This window comes from Corynebacterium jeikeium (genome assembly GCF_000738175.1).
GTDB lineage: Bacteria > Actinomycetota > Actinomycetes > Mycobacteriales > Mycobacteriaceae > Corynebacterium > Corynebacterium jeikeium_C.
Genome location: NZ_JFCH01000007.1, coordinates 39968 through 63986 on the forward strand (window position 1 = coordinate 39968; position 24019 = coordinate 63986).

The window sequence follows — 24019 nt, forward strand, 5'->3', positions numbered from 1 at the left end:
TGTGGGCGTCACAAAGAATAGGCAGTTTCGTGTGGCCGCCGGTGCCGCGTGTGCGGCGCTACTGTCGCTGGCCACGCTGACGGCGTGCGGCGGCGATGAGACGGTCGACAATTCGGCGGAGTCCACGACGGTACCTTCAGTGACGGAGTCCGCGACCGAGACTGAGAAGTCCGACGGCGACGACAAGGACGGCAAGGACGCTAAGGACGACAAGGACAGCGACTCTGGTTCTTCGGAAAGTAATGACGCCCCAGAACCCGCCGGTGACCGTGGTGGCGCCCCGGCACAGGATGGCGCCGTGGACGAGGTCGACGACATTCCATCCGGTGCGCAGCGCAGCGATGAGGACAAGGATTTCCTGAAGCGCCTGAAAGATAGTGGCATCGACCTGGCGAAGGCCAACGACGCAGCGGAGATCGGTGGTCTGGAAGATCAGCTCATCGCCGCTGGTCACGCCCACTGCACCGCCGAGGGTGGCGGACAGGCCGATGTGTACACCCCGTTGGCTGCGGGACAGCTGGAGGCCAACGGCGTGATCGACGGCGATCCGAAGAAGGCCGAAGACGCTATTCGCAAGGCCGCGAAATCCGCGTATTGTTAGTGGTCACTCGTTTCCCATAACCAGGTTGTCCGCCATTGGTGGCGAGGACAGCCTGGTTTTGCTTTAGAAGCTCTACAAGTTTTAGAAGCTCTAGAACCCCTAGAGGAAGGTCTAGAAAGAAGCTATGAAGAAAGTTTTGACCATCCTGGCAGTGCTGGTCCTGCTTGCGCTCATTGTCGTGGGCGTGGGCAATTGGCTGCTCACCGACGACGATGTTGATGGTCCGGGGCCGGGCAAGCCCACCTCTCCGCCCGCCCCGGAGGCACAGAACCCGCCCGGGTGCGTGGATGTAGAGGTGCTGGCCGCGCCGGGCACGTGGGAATCCAGGGCCGACGACGATCCGCTGGCACCGCACGCCAACCCTCACTCGCTGTTGCTGAACGTCACTCGCCCGCTGGCCGACGAGTTTTCTCCGGACAAGGTGAAGGTGTGGACCCTGCCGTACACCGCGCAGTTCCGCAACATGAACGCGAAGCACGAGATGAGCTATGACGACTCCCGCAACCAGGGCTTCGAGCGGATGAAGGAGGAGCTGCGGGCGACGCACGAGAAGTGCCCAGCAACGTCCTTCATCCTGACCGGCTTTAGCCAGGGCGCAGTGATCACCGGCGACCTGGCGGGAGAAATCGGCAATGGGCGCGGCCCCGTGCCCGCCGACCGGGTGCTGGGAGTATCGCTGATCGCTGACGGTAGGCAGGAGCTGGACAAGGGCAAGCTCATTGGTGCGCAGGGCATCCGCGGCACCGGAGCGGAGATCGCGCTAAACCCGGTCAGTGGGCTGATTCAGACGATCGTGCCGGGCGCTACGATGCGCGGCCCGCGCCCGGATGGGTTCGGCGAACTGAACGATCGGGTGAATAACTACTGCGCCCCTGCGGATCTTATTTGTGACGCCCCAGCGGATCTGGGCAACGCTCTTGTGCGAGCCAAGGACCTGGTGGCCGCTAACGCTGTGCATGCGGAATATGCGACAAACGGGAAGGTCGTGGAGGGTCAGACCGTTCCGGAGTACATCGTTGGATGGGCGCGGGATCTGATTAACGAGCGAGTGCAGTAGCCGCTCGCCGTTTCGGCGGGCCCATGCGTGCCGATGTGCCGGAGCTGGGGGCACACGGCACACGGGAATGCGAAATTGCCGGGTAACAGGAGCGGTGCCCGGTACGATGTGTTTCACAAGTGAAACTAAATGTTTATGGCGTTAGAGCTATGGCGCTGGAGCTAGGTAGCTAACCCGATACCGTTTGAACCGAGTGGATAAGTAGAGGAGACCCGCGTGGACATCACTGCAGCAATGGGCCAGTTTTACGACGAGCAGGGCGACATCAACGTCCCCGACCAGCTCACCCTTTCCGGCATGTGCGAGATGCTTTACACCATGGCGCAGATGGAGGGCACTGTAGATAACGTGCTGATCCGCCACTGGGACTTCAGCGAGTCCCGCGAGGGCACGGTGCATGAGATCACCCGCGCGCAGGTAAACACCCGCATCAAGGCCGTGTGTGTCCGCCTGCAGCAGATCGCCAAGCCCGGCGACCGCGTGGCCATCCTGGCCAACAACTCCCCGGAGTACATGTACGCCTTCCTGGGCGCGATGTATGCCCGCATGGTGCCCGTGCCGCTGTATGACCCGAACGAGCCGGGCCACACCGGCCACCTGACTGCCGTGCTGGGTTCCTCCGAGCCGACGGTGGTGCTGACGAATAAGCGCTCCGCCACGGCCGTGCGCAAGCACTTCGCCTCCACGCCCACCACCGAGCGCCCCCGCGTGCTGACGGTGGATGCGCTGCCGGATGCGCTGGCCGACGACTGGCAGAACCCCATGGCTGCCATCATGGCGGACCCATCGCTGGCGCCGAAGTCCAGCGAGGAGGCGTTCCTGCAGTACACCTCCGGCTCCACGCGCACCCCGGCAGGCGTGGTGCTAACCCACAAGTCGATCGTCACCAACGTGCTACAGATCTTCAAGGCAGCGAACCTGCAGACTCCGCTGCGCCTGAGCACCTGGCTGCCGCTACACCACGACATGGGCGTGATCCTGTCCGCCTTCGTGATCATCTTGGGCCTGCCTTTCGACCTGATGTCCCCGCGTGACTTCATCCAGGACCCGACCCGCTGGGTCCGTCAGTTGAACCGCCAGAGCGAGGAAGAGAACGTCTACACCGTCGTGCCTAACTTCGCCCTGGAGCTGGCCGTGCGCTACGCCGACCCGGCGAAGGTCGCGGAGCTGGCCGACCTGGACCTGTCCGCCATCGACGGCATCATCAACGGTTCCGAGCCGGTCCACCACAGCTCCGTGCAGAAGTTCCTGGATACCTTCGGCCCCTATGGCTTCAAGAAGGAGGCCATGCGTCCGTCCTACGGCTTGGCCGAGGCCACGTTGATCGTCACCACCCCGCAGACCGACGAGCGCCCGCTGACGAAGTGGTTCAAGCGCGAGGAGCTGTCCGACGGCACCGCCGTGGAAGGCAGCACGGACGACGCAGACAGCCTCTCCCTGGTCTCCCTGGGTCAGGTGTGCGAGCCGCAGACCATCGCAATCATCGACCCGGAGACTGGTAAGGAGCTGACCGACGGCAACGTCGGCGAGATCTGGGTCCACGGCGACAACATGGCCGCGGGCTACCTGAACCGTCCAGAGGAGACCCAGGAGACGTTCCGCAACTCCCTGCCGACCGCCAACCGCTTGGATTCCGATAGTCGTGCGGGCGACGCTCCGGAGGATAACTGGATGCGCACCGGTGACCTGGCCGTCATCGTGGATGGTCACCTGTTCATCACCGGACGCCTGAAGGACCTCATCATCGTCGCCGGCCGTAACCACTACCCGCAGGACATTGAGGCTACTGCCGATGAGGCGACTGAGCAGACCGCGCCGGCCGTCATCGCCGCCTTCGCAGTGGAGGCCGGTGGTTCCGCAAGCGGTGCCGCCGACGGCGAGTCCGTCGAAGGTCTCATCATTGTCGCCGAGCGCGATCCGGACGCCAGCGAGGACGGGGACGCGGAGGCAATCGAGGCCATGCGCGCGGCCGTCACCGCTACCCACGGCGTGCAGCCTTCCGATGTGCGCATCATCGCACCGGGCACCCTGCCTCGTTCCTCCGCCAACAAGATCGCCCGCCGCGTGGCCGCGAAGGCGTATCTGGAGGGCACGCTGGGCGCTTAATCCATAAAGCGACCTCGGCGCGTTAAAATATAGCGCTACGGTGACTCACTCACGCCTTGCATAAGGCATTCCGGCACGAAAGGAAACGCGACCTTCCATGGCAGACAACCAGCAGGGCGCCCCCACAGCTGACCAGCAATCCCGCCCCGCCACGATTCAGCAGATGCGGGAGTGGTTACGCACCTGGGTGGCGAACACCACCGGTTTGGATGCCGCGGAGATCTCCGACGAACGCTCGATGCAGGACTTCGGCCTGTCTTCCCGCGACGTCGTGGTCCTTTCCGGCGACCTGGAGCGCCTGCTTGGCACGACCCTCGACGCGACGATTGCCTACGAGTTCAACACCATTGCCGCCCTGGCCGAGCACCTGATGCAGGGCCGTGGTTCCGGCGCTGTTTTTGGTAGTGACGCCACCGCCTCCGCGGGCGCGGCTTCCAGCGCAGGTGGCCCGCTTCCACTGGGCCAGCGCGACATCGCTGTGGTCGGCATGGCGGGGCGCTACCCCGGGGCGGACAGTGCGGATGAGATGTGGGAGCTGTTCTCCAACTACCGCTCCGGCGTGGGCGAGCTGCCCGCGGGCCGTTGGTCGGAGTACTCCCGCGACCCGGAGATGACCCGCCGCATGGAGCAGGCCCAGCTGACGGGCGGCTACATTGAGGACATCGCCTCCTTCGACGCGGAGTTCTTCGGTCTCTCCCCGCTGGAGGCTGCGAACATGGACCCGCAGCAGCGCATTATCCTGCAGCTGACGTGGGAGGCGCTGGAGGATGCGCACATTCCCGCCAATCAGCTGCGCGGCAAGCCCGTCGGCGTGTTCATGGGCAACACCAATAACGACTACGGCATGTTGATCTCCGCCGACCCGGCGGAGGCACACCCCTATGCGCTGACTGGTAACTCCAGCTCCATCATCGCCAACCGCGTTTCCTATGCTTTCGACTTCCGCGGCCCGTCCGTGGCGATGGATACGGCCTGCTCTTCGTCGCTGGTGGCAATTCACCAGGCGGTGCGCTCCCTGCGCGATGGTGATTCTGAGGTCGCTGTGGCGGGTGGCGTCAACCTCCTATGCAGCCCCTTTGCAACCGTGGCGTTTTCCGAGCTCGGCGTGCTCAGCCCGACGGGCGGCATTCGTGCCTTCAGCGATGATGCCGACGGCATCGTGCGTTCCGACGGCGCGGGCGTGGTTGTGTTGAAGCGCCTGGAGGATGCGCGCCGCGACGGCGACAACGTGCTGGCCGTGATCAAGGGCTCGGCGGTGAACTCCGATGGCCGTTCGAACGGCCTGACCGCCCCGAACCCGGATGCGCAGGTGGACGTGTTGCGTAGCGCCTATGCCGACGCGCGGATCGATCCGCAGGCCGTGGACTACGTGGAGGCGCACGGCACCGGCACCATCCTGGGCGACCCGATCGAAGCCACTGCCCTGGGGACTGTCCTGGGGCGCCAACGCGACGTGGCCGAGCCGCTGCTGCTGGGTAGTGCGAAGACCAACTTTGGCCACACCGAGGCCGCCGCGGGCGTCGCGGGCGTGATGAAGGTCGTGCTGGCAATGCGCGAGGGCGTGCTGCCGCCGAGCCTGAACTACAGCGGCCCGAACCCGTACATCGATTTCGACCGCGAACACCTGGAGGTCGTGGAGGATCCGCGCGAGTGGCCGGAGTACTCCGGGCGCGCTATCGCCGGTGTGTCCGGCTTCGGCTTCGGTGGCACGAACGCGCACGTGGTCATCGCGGCGCCGAATCTGGAAGAAGAGGCCGCGGCGGGTGTTGGGGCGGCCACTGCAAACTCCGCTGCCCCCATCGGCCTGGACCGTGAGGATTCCGCGGGCGAGGCCCCGCGCGTGCTGCTGCCCGTCAGCGGGCTGCTGCCTTCCCGCCGCCGTCAGGCTGCGGAAGCGCTGGCCGCGTACTTGGAGCAGAACAAGGAATCCTTCACCAAGGCAGGCGATGAGGCCGACCAACTGCGCGGTGTAGCTCTCGCGTTGGCTGGCCACAACCACGGCCGTTCCCGCGGCGTGGTTTCCGCCGCCACCTTCGACGAAGCCATCGCCGGGTTGCAGCGCATCGCCGCTGGCAAGCAGGGCGCGACGGTGAAGACTGCCGACTCGCCCTCGGCAAATGGTCCGGTGTGGGTGTTCTCCGGCTTCGGCTCCCAGCACCGCAAGATGGCCAAGGACCTCTACGAGCTCTCCGAGTTCTTCGCCGCCCGCCTGGACGAGCTGGACCAGGTCGTGCTGGCGGAATCCGGCTGGTCTTTCGTCGAGATGGTGCTGGACGACGAGCAGAACTACGATACGGAGCGCGCCCAGGTGGGCATCACCTGCGTGCAAATTGCGCTGAACGACCTCATGCGCGCCCTGGGTGCCAAGCCCGCCGCCGTCGTCGGCCAGTCCATGGGCGAGATCGCGGCGGCCTACGCCGTGGGCGGTATCACCGCCGAGGAAGCCGTGCGCACCGCCTGCCACCGCGCCCGCCTGATGGGCGAGGGCGAGCGCCTGCTGCCAGAGGACAAGCAGGGCGCCATGGCTGTGGTCGAGTTCGGCGTGGAGGAGCTCGCTACCTTCACCTCCGAGCACCCCGAATACGCCCAGGTGGAGCCCGCCGTGTACGCCGCGCCGGGCATGACCACCGTCGGCGGCCCCGCCGAGCCAGTGCAGAAGCTGGTGGAGTACCTCGAGGGGGAGGGCAAGTTCGCCCGCCTGCTGAAGGTCAAGGGCGCAGGCCACACCTCGATGCTGGATCCGATTCTGGGCGAGCTGTACTACGAGATCAGCGACCTGGATCCGCAGCCGATCCACACACCGCTGTACTCCACCGTGGACCGTGGCCGCGTGTACCAGCCGGGCGAGGTCGTCCACGATGCCGAGTACTTCCTGCGCTGCACCCGCCAGCCCGTCTGGTTCTCCGAGGCGACGGGCGAGCAGTTCGACGATGGTTACCGCACCTTCATCGAGTTCTCCCCGAACCCGGTGGCCTTGATGCCGCTGATGAACAACTCCTTCGCGCACAACGCCAGCGATTCCAAGCTGATGTTCCTGCTCAAGCGCAAGGAGCCGGTTTCCCAGACCCTACTGTCCACCCTCGCGGAGCTATACGTGCAGGGCGCGGATCTGAACCTGAAGACTCTGGCAGGTGGCTCCCGCGCGAGCCTGCCGAAGGTGCCGGGCACGCAGTGGAACCTGCAGCGCCACTGGACGAGCGCTCGACCGTCTTCCGGCCCTGCCGTGGATCTGCCGGGCGCGCGCGTGGATCTGCCCGACGGCCGCGTTGTCTTCAGCGTGCCGGCCGAGGATGTGCCGAGCATCGAGCTGCTGGCCGAAGCTGCGGCGGAGGTGCTGGCCGACGGTGCCACGGTGGCCGCCACCCGCGACCACGCCCCGCTGCCGACGGCGGGCCAGCTGACGACCATCGCCGCCGGTTCCCTCGGCGGCTGGTCCCTGTCCGTCTACGCCGCCGATGCGCCCGGTGCGCAGTCGATGCCGCTGGTCGCGGAGGCCTTCGTCGCTACTCTCGGCGGCGCGGTTGGGACCCTGGGTACTGAGGGTACTGACGCCGCCTCGGCTCCAGCCGCCGCGAAGGCCAGCGAGGCGCCGAACGCCTCCGCCGCTGGGGCTTCCGCAAAGGAAGGCGCGGGTAACACGCTGCCTGAGGTCGACCAAACCGCCGACCGCTGGGATCCGAACTCCGGCGAGTCCGCCGGGGATCGCCTGCGCGCCATCGTCTCCGAATCCATGGGCTATGACATCGAGGATCTGCCGGGCGAGCTGCCCCTGATCGACCTGGGCCTGGATTCCCTGATGGGCATGCGCATCAAGAACCGCGTGGAGTATGATTTCGACCTGCCGCCGCTGCAGGTCCAGGCACTCCGTGATGGCTCGGTGGACGACGTGATCGCGCTCGTGGAGCAGATGATTGCGGAGCGTCACGCAAGCGCTGCCGGCGCTAATGGTGCCGACAGTGCTGAGGCCGCTGCCGGGGGAGAAGGTGGCGTCACTAAACAAGACAGTGGTGTAGAAGACGGCGCAGCGACCGACTACACCGCGACCGGGGGCGGCGTGGCACCGCGAGATGCGAGCGAGCGCCTGGTGTTCGCCACCTGGGCAAAGGTCACCGGCAAGGCAGCCCAGGGCGTAACGAGCCAGCTGCCGAGCATCGATGAGGAGCATGCGCGGGGCATCGCGGACCGCTTGACCGAACGCTCTGGAGCGGAGGTCAGCGCCGAGGATGTGCTGGCCGCCGAAACCCTCGAGCCGCTGAGCGAGAAGGTGCGCAGCAGCCTCGAAAGCGAAGTGGAGGGCAACATCCGCGTGCTGCGGTCGCGCCCCGAAGGCAGCACTCAGCCTGCGGTGTTCCTGTTCCACCCGGCCGGCGGGTCCTCGGTGGTGTACGCGCCACTAATGCGCCGCCTGCCGGACGACGTCCCGGTCTACGGTGTGGAGCGCCTGGAAGGCGAACTCGCGGACCGCGCGGCGGCTTACCTGGAGGAGATCATCGAGCTGGCCGACGGCCGTCCGGTTCTGCTGGGAGGCTGGAGCTTCGGTGGAGCCCTGGCGTACGAAGTTGCCCACCAGCTGGGTAAGCGCGCCGCAGCGGGCGAACCGAGCGCAGAGGTCGAGCGCATCGTGCTGCTGGATACCGTGCAGCCGAAGAACCCCGCCCCGGATACGAAGGAAGAGATGCACGCGCGCTGGGATCGCTACGCGGCGTTCGCGCAGAAGACCTACGGCCTGCCGCTAGAGGTTCCGCACGAGCTGTTGGACCAGCAGGGCGAGGGCGTGATGATGCAGATGTTCCAGCAGTTCTTGACCTCCCCGGAGGCCAAGGGAATGGGCCTGCCCGCGGGTGTGTTGGAGCACCAGCGCGCCAGCTTCGTGGACAACCGCATCCTGGAATCCCTCGACTTCTGGGCCTGGGCGGATGTGAAGGCACCGGTCACGCTGTTCCGCGCGGAGCGGATGCACGACGGCGCGATCGAGCTGGAACCGGCCTACGCCGAGGTGGCACCAGATGGTGGCTGGGGTGAGATCGTCCAGGATCTGGAGATCGTCCAGCTGCGCGGCGACCACCTGGCTATTGTGGACGAGCCAGAGATCTCTAAAGTGGGACGTGTGATCGCTAAGCACATTGCGGACGGCGTTTAGCTGAAACGCGCACGGCGACTAAATAGATAGCCCCTTAGTAGAAGGGGTTTGTCGAATACGAAGGGACTTTCACTGTGACTGCTGCCGATGAGGGAGCAACCGCCGCCAACGGCACCGAAGCCACCGGCGCTACCGCCGAGAAGCTGGCGGAGCTGCACCGGAGGCTGGAACAGGCGCAGGACCCGGGCTCCGAGAAGGCCAAGGCCAGGCGCGATGAGGCCGGGCTGACCACGCCCCGCCAGCGTATCGACGCGCTGCTGGACGAGGGCACGTTCGTGGAGATCGGCGCGCTGGGACGCACCCCCGGCGAGGAGGATGCCCCCTACGGCGACGGCGTGGTCACCGGCTACGGTCGGGTCGGCGGCCGCACCGTGGCGGTGTACGCCCACGATAAAACGGTGTACGGCGGCTCGGTGGGTGAGACCTTCGGCAAGAAGGTCTGCGAAGTCATGGACATGGCCATCCGCATCGGCTGCCCGGTCATCGGCATTAACGATTCCGGCGGCGCCCGCATTCAGGATGCCGTGATGTCCCTGGCGATGTACTCCGAGATCTCCCGCCGCCAGCTGCCGCTGAGCGGCCAGTCCCCGCAGATCTCCATCCTGCTCGGCCCGTCCGCCGGTGGCGCCGTCTACGCGCCTGTGACCACCGACTTTGTAGTGGCAGTCGAAGGCCGCACGCAGATGTTCGTGACGGGCCCGGCGGTCATCGAATCGGTGACGGGCGAGAAGATTTCGATGGAAGAGCTCGGTGGGGCGCGTCAGCAAGCCCGCAACGGCAACGTCTCCTACGTCGCAACCAGCGAGGAAGACGCTTTCAACTACGTCAAGGACCTGCTGGACTTCCTGCCTTCCAGCTCCTTCGACGAGACCCCGGAGTTCTGGGCGCCTAACGACGAGCTCACCGAACGCGACTTCGAGCTGAACGACATCATCCCGGACGATCCGAACGCGGGCTACGACATCATGGAGGTGCTCACCCGCATCTTCGACGACGACAACGTGCTGGAGGTGCAGGGCGACTACGGCTCCAACGTCGTCACCGCCTTCGCACGCATCGACGGCCATGCGGTGGGCGTGGTGGCCAACCAGCCGATGGAGCTGGCCGGTTGCCTGGACGCCGACGCTGCGGATAAGGCCGCGCGTTTTATCCGTATTTGTGACGCCTACAACGTCCCCCTCGTCTGGGTCGTGGATACACCCGGGTACATGCCCGGCGTGGAGCAAGAGAAGGCCGGCCTGATTCACCGTGGAGCGAAGCTGGGCTTCGCCACCGTGGAGGCGACGGTGCCGAAGGTGACCGTGGTCGTGCGCAAGGCTTTTGGCGGTGGCTATGCCGTGATGGGGTCGAAGAACCTGGGCGCGGACATCAACCTGGTGTGGCCGACGGCGCAGATCGCCGTGATGGGCGCGGAGGCTGCCGTGGTGATGATGCAGGGCAAGGCCCTGGCCGCCATGCCGGAAGAGCAGCGCCCGGCGGCGAAGAAGATGTTCATGGACTTCTATAACGCGAACATGACCAGCCCTTATGTGGCGGCCGAGCGCGGCTACGTGGACTCCGTCATCACCCCGGACCAGACCCGAATCCGCCTGCGCCAGGCGATGCGTCAGCTGCGCAACAAGCAGGTGGTGGATACTCCGAAGAAGCACACCATCATGCCGATGTAGTCGGCTGCCCTAGAGGCCGATGTTGGTTCCCGCGGGCAGTTTCAGAGTGTCGGCCTTCACGAAGTAGGTGTGCATCGTGCCATTCGTCATCTCCAAGTGATTGGAGAGCGCGTCCGGCGTGCCGAGGCCGATCTTCTTGGCAGCTTCCTGCAGCTCCTTCGGCGCCATGTTTGCGTCGATGGGCAGCGGGATCAGCGGCAGCCCGGCCACGCGTGGCGTGACCTCCAGGGAGCTCACCACGATGTGGAAGTTCCCAGTCAGCGTGGTGGTCTGCCCCGGGCCGGTGCGCTGCCAGATGCCACCTTCCGGACCTGCACCTGCGGTGGGGAACTGCACGGACAGGTTCGTCAGAACGGCCTTATCGGCATCGATGCGCAGCGCCGGCTTCGGACCTTGCGGGGTGGATTGTTGAATCAGCGACATCTTCACGTGCCCCAGCAGGCGCGTGTTATCTGCCTTGATGATGTACGTCCCCTGCTGGACCGGCTTTTCGCCCTCGATCGGCCCCGGCGGGGTGAGGTCCATCCGCAAGTCCTCCGGCACCTCGGGCGGTGGCGGAGGTGCCGGCAAATCCGGCAGCGGTGGAAGCTTTGGCGCCTCGTTATCCGGAGCCTGCCCCGGGAGTGGAGGCAGCGGCGGCGGAGGCGGAAGCTGCAACTGCGCCTCGGCGCTCGGCGTGGACTCGACAGTCAGCGCCGCCACCAGCCCGCACATCGACGCCACCGCGACGACGGCCTTCGCAGCGCTGGAGCTGCCGCGTTTACGCTGCTTGCTCATCTACCTTCCTTTTCTTGCCCTTGTTCTTGCCCTTGCCGTTCTTTCTGACGCCCTTAGGCGCCCTTTCTTCATCCGTCCACGACAGCGCCAGGGCTCCGCCGATAACGGCGCACAGGGTGCCCAAAACGAAGCCGCCGATATTCGACATAGGCAGAGCCACGATGCCGAGGATCAGGGAGGCCACGCCCGTGAGCAGGCGAGTATCCGGCTTGAACCATGTCATGAGTGCCGAGGTGATCAGCAAGGCACCAATCAGCAGCGTGGATACGCCGGAGATCGTGGACACCTGGATGACGATGTTCGATACCTCGAAGGACAGGTATGCCGGGACGATCATGATGATGCCCGACAGCAGCATGAAAAGCCCTGCCGCGAACGGACGCCGACGGCGCCAGTTGCCGAAGCCGCGAGTGTTCTTTATCGCGGGAACGTCCTGCTCCTCGACCTCTTGATATGCGGTGCCTTGTATCTCTGTGCCTTGGTTGGCATCGGCCTCTAGGTCTGACTGCAGGTCGTCATCCAGGTCGGGGTCGTAGTTCGGATCTAGCTCTGGGGTCGTGTTGGGATCCGTGCCGGAGTTAGCACTCGGCATTGTCGTTATCCACAATCGCGATCTTGCTGCCGCCGGCGGTCATCTTGTCCGCCGACAGAGAGCTCGCCTCGATGCCCTGGCCCTTCGCAGACAGGGAATCGGCGACGATGCCCCAGGCGCCATCCGGGGCGTCCTTGTCGACCTTGCCCGCATTAATGCCGATCTGCGGTTTGACCAGAGTCAGGTCGCCCGTTAGCTTGCGGGCGCCGATCAGCATGTTCTCCGCGGAGAAGTTCTGGCCGGGAACGGTCATTTGGAACTTCTTATCCCCAACGCCGGGAATCTTGATTGGTGCCGTCATGCAGACGTCGGTCACCTTGGCATCGTTGATGCGCAGGCGGGAGATCGCCTGGTCCCCATTGTGCATTTTGTCGACGTCGGTGAAGAGGTCGAAGCCTTTACCGTCCAGCTCCCCGACATGCATGTTGAAGATGGTGCCGGAGAGCGCCAGGTGAGCTGACACGCCGCCCTGGGCAACTGCGACGCCCATGCCTGCGGTGGCCAATAATCCCACGCCGAGGATTGATGCGAAACGTAGTTTGCGAGTATGTCCCATGCGGGTGATCTTAAACACACTTTTGGGCAAGTGGGAGGTTTTTCATCTAAAAAGATCTGATAGTTCTAATAATTTTTCTCGCAAACTCGAGAGTGTACGAGTTATTCGCTCAAGAGTTAAGAGCCTGCTGAAAGGGTGCGGGTTGGAGCTAGGGGCGTCATTAAGAAACAGCCTTATCGCGCCGCATGGCGGCAAAGGCGGTGACGAGGGCGATGAGAGTCAACAGCATCAACCACCCGATAAACAGGCCCCAACCGTGGGCGAAGAAGTAACCGGAGACCCAGCCGATGAGGGAAGAGCCCAGGTAGTAGCTCAAGATGTACAAGCTGGAAGCTTCGGCGCGATCCTGCTCGGCGACCTCGCCGACCCACGCGCTGGCGATCGAGTGGGCGGGGAAGAAAGTAGCGGTGAAGATCAGGACTGCCACCAGCGTGGTGGGAACCGTCGGGATGAAAGCCAACAAGAGACCCGCAAGAGCCATGGCGATGCAGGCGACCACGACCTTCGCCTGGCCATAGCGGTTCACCATCTTGCCCGTGCGTGTGGAGGTCCACGTGCCCGACAGGTAGATGACGAAAACCAGCGCGGCCAGGGACTCCGGCAGGCCGAAGGTATTAATCAGCCGGAAGGTCATGTAGTTGTACATGGAAACGAAGCTGCCCATCAAAAGGAATGGCAACAGGAAGAGCTTCAGCAAGATCGGGTCGCGCAGGTGGTTGGCGAAAGCATGCACCTCGTGGGACAGGGTGATCTTCTTCGGGGTGAAGAAGCGCTGCTGTGGCAGCACCCAGGTGGTCACAAGTGCCATCGAAAACGCGAAGAGGGCGCTGAGCAGGGTGGCAATGCGCCAATCTGTGAACTCCAGCGCGATGCCCGGGATCAGCCTGCCGATCAGGCCGCCCAGCGAGTTGCCCGCAATATAGAACCCCATGATGCGGGGCAAGTAGCTGCGGTCGATCTCCTCGGAGAGGAAGGCCATGGTCACCGCCGGGACGCCCGCCACCGCGAAGCCCTGCAGCAGGCGCAGCGCGATGATCGACTGGATCGAGGGTAGGGCGACCAAGGCGATGGAAAGGAGGGTGGCTGCCAAGACAGATGCCTGGATCACGCGGCGGCGGCCGAAGCGCTCGGAAACCACGCTGAGCGGAATGACCATGAAAGCCAGGCCGCCCGTGGTGGCGGAGACGGTCAGTGCGGCCAGTGAGGGCGAAATGCCGAAGTCTTCCGACAGTGCCGGGAGGACAGCCTGGGTGGCGTAGAGAGCGTTGTACGAAGCCAGGCCTGAACACAAGGAGGCGATGAGTGCCATCTTGTAGCCCTTATCCTCCGGGGTGAGGGGGCGAACGTCTGCGGTGTTCGCAGTGTCTGCAGTGTCTGCGAGGGTGTCCGTCACCGATGAAGGTCCTTCCTGCGGGTCTGGGTAATTCTCTAGCGGCTCATGCCCACAATCGATGTATCTAGTGTGGCGCAACCAGTATCAATTCACTAAATGCAATAAATAGCTTTAGCTGTCCCGGAAGGCGCATATGCTGAGGTGTGGGCGTCAATAAGAAGGGCAAGAAGGTAAGGCAAAAAAGGAAGATACAGAGCGTGAAAGACCTAACGTGGCTCCTGGACCTGGCTGAAACCCAGAACATGGTGGATACGTCGCTGCGCCTGGGGATCAGTCAGTCGGCGCTTTCGCGGAGGCTATCGGCGCTGGAAAGAGAGCTCGGTGCGGAGCTGTTCGACCGCAACGGCAGGCACCTCGCCCTCAACGAATGCGGAGCCGCGCTGGCCAGGTATGCCCGCGAGGCCGACGAAGCGTGGCAGCGGGGAGTCGACGAGGTACACCGGCTGATGGATCCGGAGCGGGGAACCGTGCGCGTGGACTTCATGCACTCGCTGGGAACGTGGATGGTGCCGCAGCTGCTGCGGGAGTTCAGAAACGCGCACCCGCAGGTGAAGTTCGAGCTGGTGCAAGGCGCCGCACGGCCACTGACGGACCGTGTAATTGCGGGGGAATCCGACGTGGCGATGGTGGGGCCGAAGCCCCATGCGCTGGTGGAGGACGGCGAAGTGCGATGGCAGCAGCTGGCCACCCAAAGGCTGGCAATGGCGGTGCCGACGAACCACCGCTGGGCGGGGCGCACAAGCATCAGCATCACAGAGGCCGCGGACGAGCCCTTCGTGGCCATGCTGCCGGGGTACGGAACCCGTATGCTGTTGGACGATCTGGCGGCCGCGGCGGGCTTCCGGCCACGCCTGGTATTTGAGTCGATGGAGCTGACCACGATGGCGGGACTGGTAAGCGCCGGACTGGGCGTGGCCCTGCTGCCGATGGGGGACCCGAACCTGGTGGTCGCGGGCATAGAAATGCTCCCCCTCGAGGAAGACCGCGAGAGGGAGCTGGGAATGGTCTGGAGCGCACGGGCCCGGTCGGCGCCCGCCGCCGAGGCGTTCCGTGCGTTCGTTGTGGACCAGGCGGTTCGGCGCGACGGCAGACTGCGCTTTGGCTAGGCGCTGAACCTTAAGCGCCGATGGTGCCGAAGTCGTCCTTCCAGGCAACCACGGTCGCCGGGCGGGCGATGGAGTCGCCGCCATCCGGCCAGTGGGAGGTAGAAGTCTTGACGGTAGCCTCTTCGTCCTCACCCGGGTGCTGAACGTTGACGATCACGCGCTTGTCGAAGACCAGCGGGCCACAGGTCTCGGCGCCAGCCGGGACAGTCAGGAACTGCTTGGTCAGGCCGCGGGTCTCGCCCTCCAGGGCGACAGCGAATAGGCCGTCATTGGACTCCAGGGCGTTGCCGTCGGTGGAAACCCACAGGTTGCCGAAGGAGTCGAAGGTGACGTTGTCCGGGCAGGAGATCGGGGAGACCTTGGACTTGTCGAAGCCGCCGAAGTAGGTCTCGGCCTCGTCCGGGTCACCGCACACCAGCAGCAGGTTCCACTTGAGTTCCTCGCCGGTGAAGTCGTCCTCGATCTCGAGAACCATGCCGTTCTTGTTCTCCTTGATCGGGGCGTACTCCTTGACTTCTTCGTAGTCCTTGCCCTCTTCCTGCACGCCGCGGTACTTGTTGTTGGTCAGAGCAGCGTAGATCTTGCCGGTGGTCGGGTGCGGTTCGACATCCTCCGGGCGGTCCATCTTGGTAGCGCCGACCTTGTCGCCAGCCTCACGGGTGTAGATGATGACCTCTTCAGCGGACATGCCGTCGACGTGGGACTCGGCGGAGCCGTCCTCCTTGACGGTGACCAGCTTGATCCACTTGCCGGTGCCGTCGCACTCCTCGCCCTTCGGCGGGTTCTCCGGGTCGAAGTCCTTGTTGTTGCCCTCGAAGGTGGCAACGTATAGGGTGCCCTCGTCCAGGATCTTCATGTTCTCTTCGCGATCCTTGTCGGTGTTGCCGCTGCGGATCTTGCGGGAGGAGACGAACTTGTAGATGTACTCGAAGCGGGAGTCGTCGCCGGAGTACGCAACCACGGTGCCGTCGTTGGTGACGTGGATGTTGGAGCCCTCGTGCTTGAAGCGGCCCAGAGCGGTGTGCTTCACCGGGGTGGACTTCGGATCCCACGGGTTCACCTCAACCACGTAGTTGAAGCGGTTCGGCTCGTTGGGCTCCTTGGTCACGTCGAAGCGGTCGTAGTGCTTCTCCCACTGGCGAGCGGTCTTGGCATCCTCGATGCCGTAACGGCTCAGGCGCTCGCGGACCTTCTCGTCCTTGACGTTCTCGCCACCGGCGAAGTACTGGTCCACGTTCTCCTCACCGGAGAGGATGGTGCCCCACGGGGTCACGCCACCGGAGCAGTTGTTGAAGGTGCCCTTGACGATCTTGCCTTCCTTGTCGTCAGAGGTCTTCACCAGCTTGTGGCCAACAATCGGGCCACGCAGCTCGAACTCGGTGTTGCCGGTCAGGCGACGGTTGTACTTGCCCATGACGGGCTTGAGCTTGCCGTCCTTATCGTTGCCCTCAACCTCGACGATGGACATGCCGTGGTTGGCCAGCTCGATGTCCACGTGCTCCTTGGAGGGGTTCTCCAGGTCGTAGTCCGGGATCATCTGCTGCGGGGTGGTGTACTCGTGGTTAGAGACCAGCAGGAAACGGTTGTCCTCGCCCTCGATCGGCAGCAGTGCCGCGAAGTCGCAGTTGAAGCCGTACTGCTTAGCGGCCTGCTCCGCGGTCTGGTTGTCTACGTCGAACTCCTCGGCGCCTTCCTCGACCGGGTCGCCCCAGCGGATAACAACCTCGGACTTGTAGCCGGCCGGAACAACAACCTCGTCCTTGGTGTTCGGCTCGACCATTTCGAACTTCAGGCCGTCCGGAGCGTCTGCGCTGTTGCCGGAACCGCCATTGTTCTCGCCGTTGCCGCCCTTAGCGCTGTTGCCCTCACCGTTGTCGTCGCTGCAAGCTGCCAGGAAGGAAGCGCCGCCAACGGTGACCATGGCGGCACCACCGGCGCGCAGTGCGGTGCGGCGCGAGAAGGTGCCCTGGATCAGGTCCATGAAGTAGTTGTTGTCGGACTTGTTGTTCACCGGCTTGGAGCAAGCGTCGCCGCACTTGTACACGCAGGTGCGGTGGGAACGGCTGGACGTGAAGTCCATCTTCTTCAGCAGGTTGCGACCCTTAAGGCCCATGGGGATCTCTCCTCAGTGTTCGTCAGTCTTTGTCAGAGTTCGTCAGCAGCAGTGTGCAGATTGCTCACAAGACTCTAAGCAACGCGAAAGAACCTGACGTAGCGCGAAGATGTACGTCAGGTTAATTAAGCTGAAATGTGTTTCACTTGCCGAACATTCGGCCCATGCGCTTCATGCGAGAAAGTCTGCGCAGCCGTCCCAGGCGGAAAGCACCGCGCCAACCGAACAGCAACAGGCCGCTCATCACGGTGGCTACGATCATGAAAGACCAATGGGGAACCTCCCCGTGGCGCACGCCCCAGATCCCCAGCCCGGCGATCACGTTGACGATCCAGACCAACGCACCGGTGGAGAACTCGAAACCGCTGAAGCCTGTCCCCTTGGCACTTCCCGGCCGAATCACGCCGATCCACAGCATCGCCCACGCGATCGCCACACCGATGAGGAAAGGCCAGGAGGTATCCAGCCAGCCGCCGAAGCTCAGCGGCATCTCCGGAGTGTTGTGTGCAATGCGCGCCAGCAGGGCGAACAGTAGGACGGCGATTACGTCGAGAAACAGCGCGACCCCCGGCGATCGTTGGGTGGTGCCAGGGGTGTCTCCAGTGGAGGTGCTATCGAGGTTGCTCATGACCCTAATCTTACTGTGCTCGACCGAGCCTTATTGTGCCCTGCCGACGGGTTCTTCCTGCTTTTCTTCTTGACGCCCCTTCTCCGCGGCTGCATTCTCAGCATTGCTTTTGGGGTTGACCATCTTGGTGGCGAAAAAGACGATCCATCCCACCAACGTCAGCCCCACGAAGCTGAGCATGCGGAAGACGATGACGGCTCCGAATGCCTGAACGGAGGTCAGGGTGCCGAATCCGACCAGGGCACTGGTCAGTGCGACATCCACCGTACCAAGACCGCCGGGGGTGACCTGTGCCTGGCCCACCAGTTTGGCGGTGAGGAAGGCCAGTACCACGCCCGCGATAGGAGGGGTGGCGCCGACGGCGTAGATGCAGGCCAGTAGGCAGAGGATCTCGAAAACCCAGTTGCCCAGGCTGGCGGCGATCGCGACGGCCAGTTTGGTCAGTGGCAGTTCCACGGCCGACAGCTGGCGGGAGAACCCGCGGACATTGTCGGTGAAGCGGTCAACGGGCTTGCCACGGCGGGCGTTGAAAGTCCGCAGTCGGTTGACTAGCCAGCGCTCCACCTTGTCCCGGTTCTTTGCCACCCAGTTGGTGAGGATCGCTAGTGCAACAAGGGCGATCAGGGACATCGCCAACGTCAACGGCTTAACTGGCAGCCCTAGGAAGAACACAGCACCGATGGCCAGGATCGCCATGCCGCCGCCAGCTAGCGCTCCCGAAAGCAGCATGTACCAGCTGGCAATTACGGCAGTGGCGCCCCACTTGAGTTGCTCGCGGAAGATCATGGCCGCCGACAACGCGGGTCCGCCGGGGAAAGTCGAGGACCAGGCGTTAGCTGCCAGACCCAGCGAGTTGGCGCTGATGCGCTTCACCTTCACTCCGGCGCTGCGCAGCAGCACCACCATCACCTCGGCCTGCGCGACCATGGAGACCGCGAGTGCCAGGATGGCCAGACCGATCCAGCGCTTGTCGGCGTGAGCCAGCTCGCGCCAGCCGTCGCCAATGAAGTGCAGGTGCTCCCGGGCGAGGAAGGCGATGATGCCAATCAGCGCCAGGCTGAGCCGAGCCCTGACTTCTGTGCGCCGCCACAAATCACGCATTAGCGCTCGCCTCCGCCCCCGCCGTCGGCCTGGGTGTCGGCCTCGCTGTTGGCTCGGCCGTCGGCATTCTCGCGGCTTTCTTCGACACGTCGCATCAGCTCCGCGAAAGGCAGGTTCCGCTGACGTGCGGGAGCCTCACCGGGGCGCTGGGCGGGCACGGGGGCGATGGCGTCCACACCAGAAAGTTCCGCAACCGTCACCCGCGACGAACGGGCAGCAGGGGCTGCCTCGTGCGGCGAGGATTCCAGCTTCTCGTTGTGCCCAACCTTTTCCGATAGGCGCTTGACCCACTTTGGCGTCCACCAATTGTCGGTGCCCAGCAGGTGCATGACGGATGGGACGAGGAGCATGCGGATGATTGTGGCGTCGAGTAGTAGCGCGATCACCATGCCGAAGGCGATGTACTTCATCATCACGATCGAGGAGAACCCGAAGGCGCCGCAGACCACGATCATGATTAGCGCGGCGGCGGTGATGATGCTGCCGGTGGTGGCTGTGCCGAAGCGGATCGCTTGATCCGTCGACGCACCCCGGGCGCGGGCCTCCACCATGCGGGAGACCAGGAATATCTCATAGTCGGTCGAGAGGCCGAAGACGATGGCGATGATCAGCACCAGTACCGGGGAGGTCAGCGGCCCGGCGGTGAAGTTAAACATGCCCGCGCCGTGGCCGTCGACGAAGATCAACGTCAGCAGGCCGAGGGTTGCGCCGGTGCCCAGGATGTTCATGATCACAGCCTTGGCCGGAATGATCAGCGAGCCGAAGATCATGGCCATCAGAACGAAGCTGACAAGCACGATATACAGCAACATCCACGGCAGTTTCTCGAACAGCGCGTCGATGGATTCGACCTCCAGGGCCGGAGTGCCGGCGACGTACACGTTGGCGCCGTCGACGTTGATGTCCTCCAGAGCGTTGACAATGCGGTCATTGTCATCGCGGTCGGCAATGCCGGTGGACAGCACCGTCACGTCGTCCTTCGTGGGGCGCGAGACCTGGAACGGGGCCGTCAGTCCCGGAATCGCGTTGGCCTCCTTGTAGACCGCAGCCACGGTCTTGGAATCGCCCTCGATGACCAGCTTGATCGGGTCGGTGCGGAACTGCGGGAACTTCTCGGTGAACTCCTCCTGGTTCACGCGCGTCTGGTTCGACGGCGGCAGGTAGGTCTCGTTCATGCCACCCAGCTTGATGCCCGCAATCGGCACCGCCATCAGCAGCATGCCGCCGACGATCACGACCGTAAACAGCTTCGAGTGGCGCATGGCGAAGGCTGGGATGCGGCCCCAAATGCCTGCAACCTGCTCGGAGCGACGGCGGGTCCGCTTCTTCTTAAACGACCACTTGTCGATGTTCGGCCCCAGCATCGCGAAGATACTCGGCAGCACAGCCACGGAAAGCAGTGCGGCCAGACCCACCGCGGAGATCGCGCCGAAGGCCACGGACTTCAGGAAGGCCTGCGGGAAGATGAACAAACCGGACAGCGCAACGGCCACCATCGCTGCAGAGAAGACCACGGTCTTGCCCGCGGTGGCGGTGGTGTTGCGCACGGCGGTGCGAGTGTCGTGGCCCTCCGCCATCTCCTCGCGGAAGCGGGAGACCATGAACAGGCCGTAGTCGATGGCCAGGCCCAGGCCCAGCAGCGTGACCACGGACTGCGCGAACACGTTGATCTGCGTGAAGCTAGCCAGGATCGCCAGCACACCCATGGAGCCCAGGATCGACAGGCCGCCCACCAGCAGCGGCATAAATGCGGCGATCAGGCCGCCGAAAACGATCAGCAGTAGCAGGCCCACGGCGGGCAGCGCGTAGATCTCGGCACGGTGAATATCGCCGGCCATGCCCTCGTCCAGGGAGTCCGAAACCGCCGTGGCGCCGGCGATCTTCACATCCACGCCCGGGGCACTGATGGCCCGCAGGTCGTCCTCGATCTTGCGGAAGTTGATCAGCACATCGTCTTCGATGCCCTGTAGACCGATGGAGGCGAAGGCCGCGGTGCCGTCCGGGTTGGCCATGGCCGCCGGGCCGCGGTTGAAGTAGCTGGTCACACCCCCGATCTCGTCGGGGTGATCCTTGCGCAGCTGCTCGATCTGCTGGGTTATGGACTGCTTGACCTCGTCCGAAGTCGCAGACCCCGGCTTATCGCCGGTGACCATCAGGATGACGTCCCCGTTGGCGTCACGACCAAAAACCTCTTGCTCGATCTGCGCAGCCTTCGTCGACTGCGAGTTCGGGTCGTCCCACCCCTCCTGGCTCATCCGGTCGGCCAGTTTCAGCCCAGCGACGACATACAGCACCAGGATCGCCGCGATGATCACCAGAGGGATCAGCCGGCGGAACCGGTAGGCGACATCGCCCCAAGAGCTAAACAACGTGAGTGGTCCTTTCTATAACGCCAGAATTCCCTCTAGTCTACGAATCCGACCAGGGCGAACAGCAAATTTTCCGGGGCGTGTTAGCTATTTCTTCCGCCACAGGTACTCGCGGATGATGTGTTCCTTGTCCAGGCCCTTGCCCTCGAACTTGGTGATTACCTGGCGGTCCGTCAGCTGTGGAATGTCCGACTGGTCCTCGGGCCAGCCCAGGTATTCCAGCTGCTCTTCGATCTCCACCAGCTCTTCGATCCACTCTGCGTAGTCCGCGTGGTCGGTGGCGATATGCAGAATGCCGCCCGGCTTGAGGCGGGAGGCGATCAGGTGCAGCGTGCCGGATTGCACGATGCGTCGCTTGTGGTGGCGGGCCTTGGGCCACGGATCCGGGAAGTAGATGCGCACGCCGGACAGCGACTCGGGTGCGAACATGCGCTGCAGGACTTCTACGCCGTCGCCGCGGATCATGCGCACGTTGTGAATGTCGCCGCGCACCACGGAACCCAGCAGCTTGGCCAGCCCGGGGCGGTAAAGCTCGACGGCGACGATGTTCTTTTCCGCCTCCAGCGGCGCCATCGCGGCGGTCGAGGTGCCCGTCCCGGAGCCAATTTCCACAATTGTTTCGGCATCGCGGCCGAACCATTCGGGCAGGTCAATGACCTCGTCGGCGAGGACTTTGCCCAGTTTAGGCCAGTGTTCGTTCCATAGGGCCTCCTGGTTGTCGGTCAGGGTGCCGCGCCGGAAGCTAAAGTTTCCCAGTCGCGGATAGTCGCGACCGTCGTTAAACTCTGTCTGTAGTGGGCGGCCTGGGGGAAGGCTGCCTGGCGTGTTATCGGAATTATTCATCCAGACCATTCTTGCAGATGGCCTGCGGAATGTCTTAAGCCAAGTGGGGGACTTAACAAAGATGTTGAAGACCATTTCGGTCATTGGCCCGGATGCGCGCGCGGTCGCCGAGTGCGCCGCGCAGTTGCGCACGCGGGTGGAAGCTAAGGCAAGCACCAGCACGGCGGGGGAGCGCTTCGAGGTTGTGGAGGGCGCCGGCCCAGAGCAGCACCCCGACATCGTCGTTGCGGTGGTGGGGCACGCCAGCGCGGAGGATCGCGAGGTCGCCCGGGCCATCGCGCAGGCTATGGGCGTGGTGTTGCTCTGGCCCTTTGGTAGTGACGCCCCCTCGTCTGAATGGGGCCACACCCCAGGCTGGGTCTGGTGCGAGGACGTGGACGAGGTGTGCGGGTGGATCCGGGCGCTGGGCGTGGATGTAAACGAGTGGGAGGTGCAGGCGCGCCGGGCGGATGCCGAGCGGCTGGACCGGGTGCGTATCGCCACGCGGCTCAGCGCGACCCGGATCGCCCAGGAAGTGCTGGAGGATACCGACGCTGCTGACCAGGCGCGCGACGCTAGTGGAGCTAGGCGAGTTAGGGGAGCTCGGGGCGCTTGGGGTGCTAGTGCTGCTAGGGGTGCCGACAGGTTCGAGTATCTGCATGCTGCATTCATGGCGCGTTTGCGCTTGGCGGTACTGGAGCAGGGAGTGGTCTTCCCCGCACTTCCGGAAGCACAGGAGGAAGTCCCGGCTCGGCCGTCTGCTGTGGTGGGCTCGCGGGCGAGTGTGGTGCTGGCCGCCGCGGCCGGCCTGGCAGCGGGGCTCGGGTTGGGAACTATGGTCGGCCGACTCTCTGGGCCGGTGGCCGGCGTGATAGTCGGTGTGCTGGTGACCCTGGCAGTGTTGGGGGCGCGGCTGGTCATGCTGCGCTCTGAGGCGCTGAAAGCCCGCGCCGCCAAGGAGGACGCGGCCTTGCGACAGCATTGGGCGACGGTGGTGACGGAGGTGGTCACCCGGCTGGAGATCCCGCCGGTGGCACCCCGCATCCGCAGCCTTGCGATGGAGGCGAACTGATGGGTGAACTAATGGGTGCCGGCATGTTTGATTTCCCGGATGACGGGCTCAATGGGGCAGGCGGTGCCGGGGGTGCTGTTCCGCAGAACCCTCTGGCAGATCTGATTGGCAGCCACGAGTTGCACGAGCTACACGGTGGCGCGCCGGGCACCGTGGGTGGGCTGACTGACGGGCTCGGCGGAGTGGGAGAAGGTGGCGGAATTACCGGGGGCGGCAGCGGCCTGACTGTCGAGTACGGCGGGCGCGAATACTTCGTGGATGAACTCAACTCTCACGACCCGAATGCCCACGACCCCAACCGGGCGCCCGGCCAGCGCAATGGTGACAACTCTGGCGCCCATGCTGGCGCCCGCCCTGAAAGCCAATCTAGCGCCAGCCCGGGGAGCAACTCGAGCGCCGACCCAGGTGCCGGCCCAGGCGCCCGCTCGTGGCACGGCAGCGGAGGCGTGGAAGAGTCCGTCACCATCGCCGACGACCAGGGGATGAGCATCCTTAGCGATACGGACGGCGACGGCAAGGTGGACTACGTCTCTTCAGTTTCCTACGACGGACAATGGTCAGCCTGGCGGTGGATAGAGACCGGTGAGGCTGAAGGGGCGTCAGAAAGAAAGAACAGCAATACCCCCGATACGGGGAACAATCAATGGCAGGCAGATGCCTGGAAATGCGTTGATCGGGGGGAATGGGGTTAGCCGGGGTGTGATGTACAACCACTGGCCACGGAACCAAACCACGGCCCCGGCGCTTCACGATAGTCTGGGGGCGGAAGGGATACCTGTGTCTTTGCGCAGACCCGGATAATTACAGATCACAGCTATATTGAATGCCCAAAAACCGCAGGATTTAGTAGAGTTAATAATGAATACAACCGGGTTTGAACTGGAAGTTTAAACCGACGGTCGGCTATTGAATGCTTGTG

17 protein-coding genes are annotated in these 24019 nt (G+C 64.1%); 8 read left to right on the forward strand and 9 right to left on the reverse strand.

Annotation, left to right across the window (positions count from 1 at the left end; translation table 11 throughout):
- The first annotated feature begins 1 nt into the window (after position 1).
- From JQ46_RS00230 to JQ46_RS00250, 5 genes are all read left to right on the forward strand, one after another.
- Complete coding sequence (locus JQ46_RS00230) at positions 2–601, forward strand: DUF732 domain-containing protein (RefSeq protein WP_034984412.1); 600 nt, start codon at positions 2–4, stop codon at positions 599–601.
- Positions 602–725: 124 nt separating this feature from the next.
- Complete coding sequence (locus JQ46_RS00235; RefSeq protein WP_034984413.1) at positions 726–1658, forward strand: cutinase family protein; 933 nt, start codon at positions 726–728, stop codon at positions 1656–1658.
- A gap of 216 nt (positions 1659–1874) precedes the next feature.
- Entirely contained in the window at positions 1875–3764 is a 1890-nt protein-coding gene (locus JQ46_RS00240; protein ID WP_034984414.1) for a FadD32-like long-chain-fatty-acid--AMP ligase, read from the forward strand.
- A 97-nt stretch (positions 3765–3861) separates the two neighbouring features.
- Positions 3862–8904 carry a polyketide synthase Pks13 gene (gene pks13, locus JQ46_RS00245; RefSeq protein ID WP_034984415.1) on the forward strand — a complete coding sequence of 1681 codons (5043 nt, stop codon included), beginning with the start codon at positions 3862–3864 and terminating at the stop codon, positions 8902–8904.
- 74 nt (positions 8905–8978) lie between these two features.
- Positions 8979–10571, forward strand: coding sequence for an acyl-CoA carboxylase subunit beta (locus tag JQ46_RS00250; RefSeq protein WP_034984417.1), 1593 nt, complete (start codon positions 8979–8981; stop codon positions 10569–10571).
- Positions 10572–10580: 9 nt separating this feature from the next.
- Here the strand turns inward: JQ46_RS00250 and JQ46_RS00255 are convergent, their stop codons facing one another.
- From JQ46_RS00255 to JQ46_RS00270, 4 genes are all read right to left on the reverse strand, one after another.
- Positions 10581–11348: a hypothetical protein gene (locus tag JQ46_RS00255; RefSeq protein ID WP_034984418.1), complete on the reverse strand. Its 768-nt coding sequence runs from the start codon at positions 11346–11348 to the stop codon at positions 10581–10583.
- Positions 11332–11940 (reverse strand): DUF6114 domain-containing protein, encoded by a 609-nt coding sequence (locus JQ46_RS00260; RefSeq protein WP_034984419.1) that lies wholly within the window; start codon positions 11938–11940, stop codon positions 11332–11334. The genes JQ46_RS00255 and JQ46_RS00260 overlap by 17 nt, the downstream gene beginning before the upstream one ends.
- Entirely contained in the window at positions 11927–12496 is a 570-nt protein-coding gene (locus JQ46_RS00265; protein WP_034984420.1) for a DUF6230 family protein, read from the reverse strand. The genes JQ46_RS00260 and JQ46_RS00265 overlap by 14 nt, the downstream gene beginning before the upstream one ends.
- 160 nt (positions 12497–12656) lie before the next feature.
- Positions 12657–13889, reverse strand: a complete 1233-nt coding sequence (locus tag JQ46_RS00270; RefSeq protein ID WP_034984421.1) for an MFS transporter — start codon at positions 13887–13889, stop codon at positions 12657–12659.
- Positions 13890–14086: 197 nt separating this feature from the next.
- On the opposite strand from JQ46_RS00270, the gene JQ46_RS00275 reads away from it, so the two are divergent.
- The gene (locus tag JQ46_RS00275; protein ID WP_034984467.1) at positions 14087–14995 is read left to right on the forward strand and encodes a LysR family transcriptional regulator; all 909 of its coding nucleotides are present in this window, start codon (positions 14087–14089) and stop codon (positions 14993–14995) included.
- Positions 14996–15005: 10 nt separating this feature from the next.
- On the opposite strand, the gene JQ46_RS00280 is transcribed toward JQ46_RS00275, so the two are convergent.
- From JQ46_RS00280 to trmB, 5 genes are all read right to left on the reverse strand, one after another.
- Positions 15006–17108, reverse strand: a complete 2103-nt coding sequence (locus JQ46_RS00280) for a PhoX family protein (RefSeq protein ID WP_034984422.1) — start codon at positions 17106–17108, stop codon at positions 15006–15008.
- Between the two features lie 142 nt (positions 17109–17250).
- Complete coding sequence (locus tag JQ46_RS00285) at positions 17251–17736, reverse strand: DUF3054 domain-containing protein (RefSeq protein WP_034984424.1); 486 nt, start codon at positions 17734–17736, stop codon at positions 17251–17253.
- 30 nt (positions 17737–17766) lie between these two features.
- Positions 17767–18837 carry a lysylphosphatidylglycerol synthase transmembrane domain-containing protein gene (locus JQ46_RS00290; RefSeq protein ID WP_051876172.1) on the reverse strand — a complete coding sequence of 357 codons (1071 nt, stop codon included), beginning with the start codon at positions 18835–18837 and terminating at the stop codon, positions 17767–17769.
- Positions 18837–21206, reverse strand: coding sequence for an MMPL family transporter (locus tag JQ46_RS00295; RefSeq protein WP_034984425.1), 2370 nt, complete (start codon positions 21204–21206; stop codon positions 18837–18839). The genes JQ46_RS00290 and JQ46_RS00295 overlap by 1 nt, the downstream gene beginning before the upstream one ends.
- 87 nt (positions 21207–21293) lie before the next feature.
- A complete protein-coding gene (gene trmB / locus JQ46_RS00300; RefSeq protein WP_034984426.1) occupies positions 21294–22058 on the reverse strand; it encodes a tRNA (guanosine(46)-N7)-methyltransferase TrmB in 765 nt (254 codons plus the stop codon).
- 52 nt (positions 22059–22110) lie between these two features.
- Here trmB and JQ46_RS00305 point away from each other — a divergent pair, with 52 nt between their 5' ends.
- Together JQ46_RS00305 and JQ46_RS10745 are read left to right on the forward strand one after the other, a co-directional pair.
- Positions 22111–23100: a hypothetical protein gene (locus tag JQ46_RS00305; RefSeq protein WP_155271062.1), complete on the forward strand. Its 990-nt coding sequence runs from the start codon at positions 22111–22113 to the stop codon at positions 23098–23100.
- Positions 23100–23792, forward strand: a complete 693-nt coding sequence (locus tag JQ46_RS10745; protein ID WP_237744654.1) for a DUF6802 family protein — start codon at positions 23100–23102, stop codon at positions 23790–23792. The genes JQ46_RS00305 and JQ46_RS10745 overlap by 1 nt, the downstream gene beginning before the upstream one ends.
- Positions 23793–24019 lie beyond the last annotated feature (227 nt).